This is a genomic window from Psychrobacter sp. TWP2-1-2, from assembly GCF_049896785.1.
GTDB lineage: Bacteria > Pseudomonadota > Gammaproteobacteria > Pseudomonadales > Moraxellaceae > Psychrobacter.
Window position 1 is genome coordinate 1 of sequence record NZ_JAFCVA010000031.1, and the last position, 6,471, is coordinate 6,471.

Consider the following 6,471-nt stretch of genomic DNA (forward strand, 5'->3'; position numbering starts at 1 on the left):
TATGATTCAGTAAAGCGACTATCAACGACATATTTGTCTAAATCTATTGTTGACCTAAAGTTAGGCATTGAAATGATTGATTATATTGAAACGCCAACTGATGGAGTCAAAAAGCTTAGGAATGATTTTTCTTACTTTTCAGGAATTGATGAAGATATCAGCGAAATTGATTTAAAGCTTAAGAGTAGTTTAATCACAGACGATGAAGTCGAAGTCAGTAAAACAATTGAGTTTTCAAACAAGACAAAACTCAAGATAGTAGTGGATTCTGACATAGAGAATTCTTCTACAAAAAACATAATAACAGCTGATATAGAGCTAAGTGTAACTGAAAAAGATACAGGATATATCAACCCTGTTAAAAATATAGATATCTTAAAAAGAAGCTTGTTAAGTATCGTAAAAGAGGAGCTTTGTTATGAGTCAAATATCAAAGAATAATATTCTATCTTCTATAATGGTGATGGAGCATTATCAAGCGAACTTTAAGAAATGCGAAATTAACAGCATGGAAAGATATAGCGATTATTTTGGTATGGAACAGGAAAGCCGTTCTTTATTAAATGACAATCATATGTACAAAATATACCTTTTTGAGAAAAGAAACGAGGGTAGAAAAGCTTGTACTTATGCATCTATACTGATGCATTTTGCCGTGCGTTATGAATCTGTAGATACTATTGATACTTTTTTGGCGTCTTTAGATAAGAACGCTATGACTTCATGGTCTCTTATGGCTTTATTAAGAACTACTTATAGTTATCGCCGTCGCATCAGTCAATGGGACAAACTCTACAAAGTAACTTATGACCAAATCGAAGAAGAAGGTTTGAGTCCTAAAAGAGAGTTATACGGATTAGACGCCTGAAATATATGAAAAATCATAAAATAAATCTAGGTAAAGATCTATCTAGTAAAACAGATGATGATAGTTTGGGACTTTTTATTAGGCGCGCAAATTATAATCCCGATGTAAAGCATACAGGCTTTGTATTTTTAGATAATGAAAATAGCAAACCAATAAGAGCTCATCTTACAAGCCGTTATGAGTTTGACAGAAAAAAGCTTAAAGGCTATGGAGTTCTCTGGCTCGACTTTGTTTCTGAAAGAAATGCTGCAATCATAACAGCAGAGTTAAGGACACTTGCTCTTAAAGAATCTGACATGCTATATGGCATAACCAATTATGGTGGCACTACGTTCCAAGATGGCGTAACTATTCCCAATCCCGATGTGAGGGGAGATAGTCTAACTTGCGCAACATTTGTACTTTGCATGCTTGAACAATTTGGTTTTAATGTTGTAGATAGAGATAGCTGGATAGTTTCAGATGAAGATACTCAATGGCAAAAAGGTATGATTGAGATACTAAAAGAACATCTACAACCAGATTTTTATGAAATACAGAAGGAAAACATAGGTAAAGTCGTAAGGATTCGACCAGAACAGATTGTTGGAGCCTGTGGGGTTTTTGATTATAGTCCTGTTAAATATGATGAAGCTTGTGAAGCAGGAATTATAGTTCTAGATGAGCTTGATAAGCTGGCATAGCTATAAGGTTTGTTGTCTAATAATGAGCTTATCCCAAATTTTGTGTATGTATTAATTTGATGTAAAAAACAGTTACACAAAGCTTGGGAAAGGCTCGAGATCATACGTTTCTACTTTAAGCCTTTAAATAATTTAGCTTTCACATATTTAATCCCAGCAGCTTGTTGCATTTCTATCCAGCTTTCATAGGATGTGTTTGTTTGAATAAACTGCTCCCATTCCTGATCTGGGATGGCTGCAAAATCTTCTTTTGACTCCACTTTGAACCCAGAAGCCTCTACTAGCTCCTCAAAATTAGAATATTGGCTGCAACTAGATATAAAACTAGGATTCATAAGAGCATCCAGTGAGATACTATCAGTATCAGATAACCCTGAGACGTTCTTCTCCAATTTATCAAAACCTTTTAAATCAAGTTTCATGATTTTTTCCTCGTGTTTATAAGCTTTGTATGGCTTGTATAATTTTGAACAATTAAAGTTACCATAAAAAGACGCTGTAACTATAGTTACACAGAATTTGGAATGGTCTCAATAAACTTACTAAATACTAATACTTAAGGTACTCACGAATAGGACGCTTTCCAAACTGGGCAGCATCTTTTTTAAGACGGTTAATCATCTCAAATTCCCAATCCTTAGTGTTTTGACCTGCTGGGCTAGTAGAGCTAACCAAGTGATTGTAATCTGCCATAAAGCTAGGATTGCGAACGATACGTCCTAACTGCTTATCATTTAACCCTTCAACCGTAAACATATCTGCTGTATGTACGTCTCTGGCATCCTCTATTTTTGCTTTCTTCGGTTTATCTTTAGCTAGCACTTTAAATTTAAAGCCTGTAATCGTTCTACCCTGTTTTACTTGTGAATAACTGACTTTAATATCCGACTTCTCATTAATTTCTTTGACCGCAAGGTCTAGAACTCTTAATTTAAAGTTACCCATACGCTTATATTCATGAGACTCAATACCCAACTGGTCTCTAAACTTATCAAGCTCAAACAAAGGCGTATTTTTAGCAGCTACCCACTGTACTAGCAGCTCATAGAGTCTCACAGAGTAAATACTATCCATACTTGCAGTTTGCTCAAGCAAATATGAAGTGAAAAAATCTTCCGCACCATCAATCCGGCTAATCCCATTGACTACAGCAAGTGTAAATACTAATTCAATAGCGCCTTCATCATCAAGATAAGTAACTTGCTGAACCCATCGTGATTTAATAAGCCTTCCTCTCTCATCTATATAACTAAAACGCCTGTTGAATAAATTTTCCTCAGCATCTTTCATGCGCTGATAACCATTCTGCCTCGTTGTCTCAAAAATTTCAGCATAACGTAAAGCATCAATGCGTAATGGCTTGTCGGTACTTAACCCTGTATTGGTTTCTCTGGCATCTACTATCGCTAATTGAATAATACGAATCTCAGGTAATGATAGATTTTGTAATGCTGAATTCAGCTGATTTGTTTTAACGACTAAGTTACCCTTCGACATCTGATTCATCCATAAATTTGATAATAGCTACATTATCATAATCACGTATATAAAACTACAATAAAAAATAAGTAGATTAATGGTAACTAGAAGTAGTCATATGGGTAACTAGAAGTAGTCATATGGGTAACTAGAAGTAGTCATATGGGTAACTAGAAGTAGTCATATGGAAGCCGTATCCCTTGATGGTAAAGGGTTGTAGCGCACTTAAAAGCATTTAAAAGCATTTAAAAGCATTAAAAGCATTTTTGGTTGTTGATAAGTGATAAAAAAGAAGAGAATCTTATAGTATCTAATCTATCTAAATTTACACCAAGTTTTACCATCTTTTGCTTTGAAGCAAGTTGAATAAATAACATCTGCATAATAACCATTTGTTCCTTTAGCAACATTGTCAGCAACTTGAAATCTTTCTAACTCAACATAATTGGCTCTGCGTTCAGCAATATCTGCCTTGCTAGGAATAAAAAGCCAAGCTATAGCAAAAGTTATTAATATCAACCCTAAGCAAATAGCACCTAGCATACCAGTCATTTTCCAAGTCAAAGCAGCTGTAAAATCATGCCCAATATCATTTAATTTATCTTCTGTATCTTCCACAACCTTGTTCAAAGTTTTATCTACGTTCTCTCGTAACTCCCTACTTTGAGTATCGTAAGTGTCCTCATATAGTTTAAAAAAGCCCTGTCTACTCTGAAATTCAGTTTTTGAATTATGAGCAGCGGTCTCAAGATCCTTGAATTGCTTTTCAATCTTAGTGGCAACCGTTGAGAGCTGTTTGGTTGCTGTATCTATATGCGTGGTAAAGCCTTGATCTATCAGCGCATGATAGGTTTTTTGGTTTTGCTGAAAGGCAGCATTAATATTATTTTTGAGTGCCTGACTGGTGTTATCTATGATCAGCTGTTCTTTATCGTGATAGGTTTTTAATAGCCCAGTGAGCTGCTTTATCATTGCTGATATTTGCTGTACGTGCTCATTGTTGGTTTTACCCTGATTCTGACTGTCTGCTAACAGTTCTTGCTGCTGTTCTATGAGTGCGTGAAGGGTGAGTACCAATTCTTCTATTTCAATCGACTGGGCGTTGTCGGTCATATCTAAAATCCTAGGGTCATGCCACGACTTCGATTAATATCATGGCTATGGTCATTAATGGCTACTGAGACGCTCTGTAGGTGCTCCTGCTGCGTTTCAGAGAGGTTTTGCTTATGCTCAGGTACCATAGCATCAAATACGCCCTTTAATGCCGCTGTATTGGCCTTTTGCGACACGGTGTGTCGCGAGTTTTTTACATTCTCTAATGCCGATTGCGAATGTGAGATAAGATCATTGCCTAAACGCTCATACTGTAGCTCTGCAAGCGTTTTTTGGTGCTTGGTGGTACTAGGCTCTTCTTGATAACGTGTCAGCGCTTGCATACGGCTGTCTGTGGCTAGAATGGCGACAAGATGTTGGCCAAACTCGCTATTTTGATCGATTTTTTGCAGGTGCGACTTATCAACACTCATGGGCTGCTGTTCTAGCTGCTGATAGAAGTGCTTAAACTCTCCTGTCTCCGTAGCAATCCTTGCAAGTCTGTGCTCTCGGCGCTGTTGTCGCTCTAGTTTCTCTTGTTCGGCCTGTTCTCGTTCTTTCCGTTCCGCTATTTCTAATTGCTGCTGCTGTAGGCGCTGTTGCTCTACCTGCTGTGCCTTCTCACGGTTAAGTCGTATCGCTTTTAGCCTATTTACCGTATCGTTGGCGCTTTCTATTCTCTCCTGAGTGACTTTTTTGGGCTTAAAGTTGGGCTTAGGCGCAGCTGGGACAATGAATAGCTTGCTTTCGCGCAGGTCGGCGATGGTACGATCCGCTTTATCATTGGTTTTTTGGTTATTGGCTAAGTGTTTGTTCCAAACTAGCTCATTAGATTGGATAATTTCACGGTTAAATTGCCCTTTTACGGTCGGTATTCCTTTACGCTCCATGTGGGTCGCGTCTTTACCCATCTTGATTTGCGGTACTAGGTTGATACCTTGCGACTTATAGCTACGGCTATCGATCAGGTTGTGGCCTTTTTCTTCTAATACCTTGTTAGCGGTATGCTCCCATAGTTCCCGTACGGCTTTAACTTCCACGCTCATGCGTGGCAAACCTTTTTTTCTGCGGTCATCGTCTGATATTTCGCTGTCAGCTTTGTCTTTGGTAAGGTAAACTTTTCCGTCATCGTCGATGGTGACTGTGCGCGTGGTTAATAAGATATGAGCATGGAAGTTAAGAGGACTGGCACCGCGCTCGATTTCCTTATCGGTTGGTACATGGATCGCACAATCTGCGATCACCTGATATCTATCGGCTAAGGTTCTGGCGAAGTCATGGGCTAAGTCTTTGCGATCTTGTTCGCTCAATTCATGCGGTAAGGCAACCAACCATTCACGAGCCACGCGACTATTTTTTCGCGTCTCATTGCGTTCAGCCATGTTCCATAGTTCGGCTCTGCCAATCTCGCTACCAGCTAAGGCAGTCGGCAAAATAATATCGGCACTTAATACACCGCTGCGTTTTCGATAATCATGCGTTTTGCCATACTCTTTGTCTTGATCAAGCAATTTATCACCGGCACGATAAGCAGCGGCAGCGATCGCACTTTGTCCTTTTGCTCTCGATATTGACTTGGTGCTTGCCATAAATATCGCCATAACGACTGCCTATTTTTAGCGTGGGTTTTTGGGGTTTGGGGTGTCCCCAACGTGTTTTGAGAACTGAGATAAATGAGCCGATAGGGGAAGAATATCACAGTTCTCGAAAACGCGCTCTTGCAGAGGGCTAAAAGAAAAAATACTCAATAGAATATATTTATTAATAGCTAATTATTGTATCGATGGTACACTGGCAACTATATTCGAGCTAGAGCACAGTAATCTCGTAGCTCCAAAATTATCTATAAAAGCTCTTGTCAGCACAATAGTCTCAGGTGACTTTGAAGCTTATTATGAAAAATATAAATACCAATAGATGAAGATATTATATGTCTAAAAAAGATATTAGCTGGAAGATCGATAGATTGGGTGCTCTTATTCGCATCGACGAACCAGTTTCAATAATAGGGAATGAGTGGGCACAATTAGCTACAGGTATGGATGCTGATTTGGAAATTCCATTCAACTCTGAGGATCCTTCAAAACCGCTTATTATCTTCACAATTTTAGATAAAAAAAAGTATGTAATAGGTTACTTTAAAGAAAGAAATTTTATAAATATACACTTAGATTTCGATGAGGCCGATATTTCAGAGGTTTCTGAGATAACACATGAAGTTGATAATTTCTATGATTCAGTAAAGCGACTATCAACGACATATTTGTCTAAATCTATTGTTGACCTAAAGTTAGGCATTGAAATGATTGATTATATTGAAACGCCAACTGATGGAGTCAAAAAGCTTAG

The 6,471-nt window shown here is 38.0% G+C and carries 8 protein-coding genes; 4 read left to right on the forward strand and 4 right to left on the reverse strand.

Annotated elements, in window-relative coordinates:
• The 3 genes from ACP7AE_RS13880 to ACP7AE_RS13890 form a co-directional block, all read left to right on the forward strand.
• Positions 1–441: hypothetical protein (locus ACP7AE_RS13880; protein WP_426243790.1), on the forward strand; the 441-nt coding region annotated here is incomplete at its 5' end.
• Positions 419–868 (forward strand): hypothetical protein, encoded by a 450-nt coding sequence (locus tag ACP7AE_RS13885; RefSeq protein WP_426243792.1) that lies wholly within the window; start codon positions 419–421, stop codon positions 866–868. The genes ACP7AE_RS13880 and ACP7AE_RS13885, both read left to right, overlap by 23 nt.
• A gap of 5 nt (positions 869–873) precedes the next feature.
• On the forward strand, positions 874–1,551 hold the full coding sequence (locus tag ACP7AE_RS13890; protein ID WP_426243794.1) for a hypothetical protein: 678 nt from the start codon (positions 874–876) through the stop codon (positions 1,549–1,551).
• A gap of 110 nt (positions 1,552–1,661) precedes the next feature.
• Here ACP7AE_RS13890 and ACP7AE_RS13895 read toward each other — a convergent pair whose 3' ends face one another.
• The 4 genes from ACP7AE_RS13895 to ACP7AE_RS13910 form a co-directional block, all read right to left on the reverse strand.
• Entirely contained in the window at positions 1,662–1,973 is a 312-nt protein-coding gene (locus tag ACP7AE_RS13895) for a hypothetical protein (protein WP_426243796.1), read from the reverse strand.
• A gap of 127 nt (positions 1,974–2,100) precedes the next feature.
• Positions 2,101–3,048, reverse strand: a complete 948-nt coding sequence (repM, locus tag ACP7AE_RS13900) for a replication initiation protein RepM (RefSeq protein ID WP_426243797.1) — start codon at positions 3,046–3,048, stop codon at positions 2,101–2,103.
• A gap of 297 nt (positions 3,049–3,345) precedes the next feature.
• Positions 3,346–4,143 (reverse strand): hypothetical protein, encoded by a 798-nt coding sequence (locus ACP7AE_RS13905; protein ID WP_426243799.1) that lies wholly within the window; start codon positions 4,141–4,143, stop codon positions 3,346–3,348.
• Positions 4,144–4,145: 2 nt separating this feature from the next.
• On the reverse strand, positions 4,146–5,711 hold the full coding sequence (locus ACP7AE_RS13910; protein WP_426243801.1) for a MobA/MobL family protein: 1,566 nt from the start codon (positions 5,709–5,711) through the stop codon (positions 4,146–4,148).
• A 341-nt stretch (positions 5,712–6,052) separates the two neighbouring features.
• Between ACP7AE_RS13910 and ACP7AE_RS13915 the strand changes: the two genes are divergently transcribed.
• Positions 6,053–6,471, forward strand: a 419-nt coding sequence (locus tag ACP7AE_RS13915) for a hypothetical protein (protein WP_426243803.1), incomplete at its 3' end; no start/stop codon positions are given.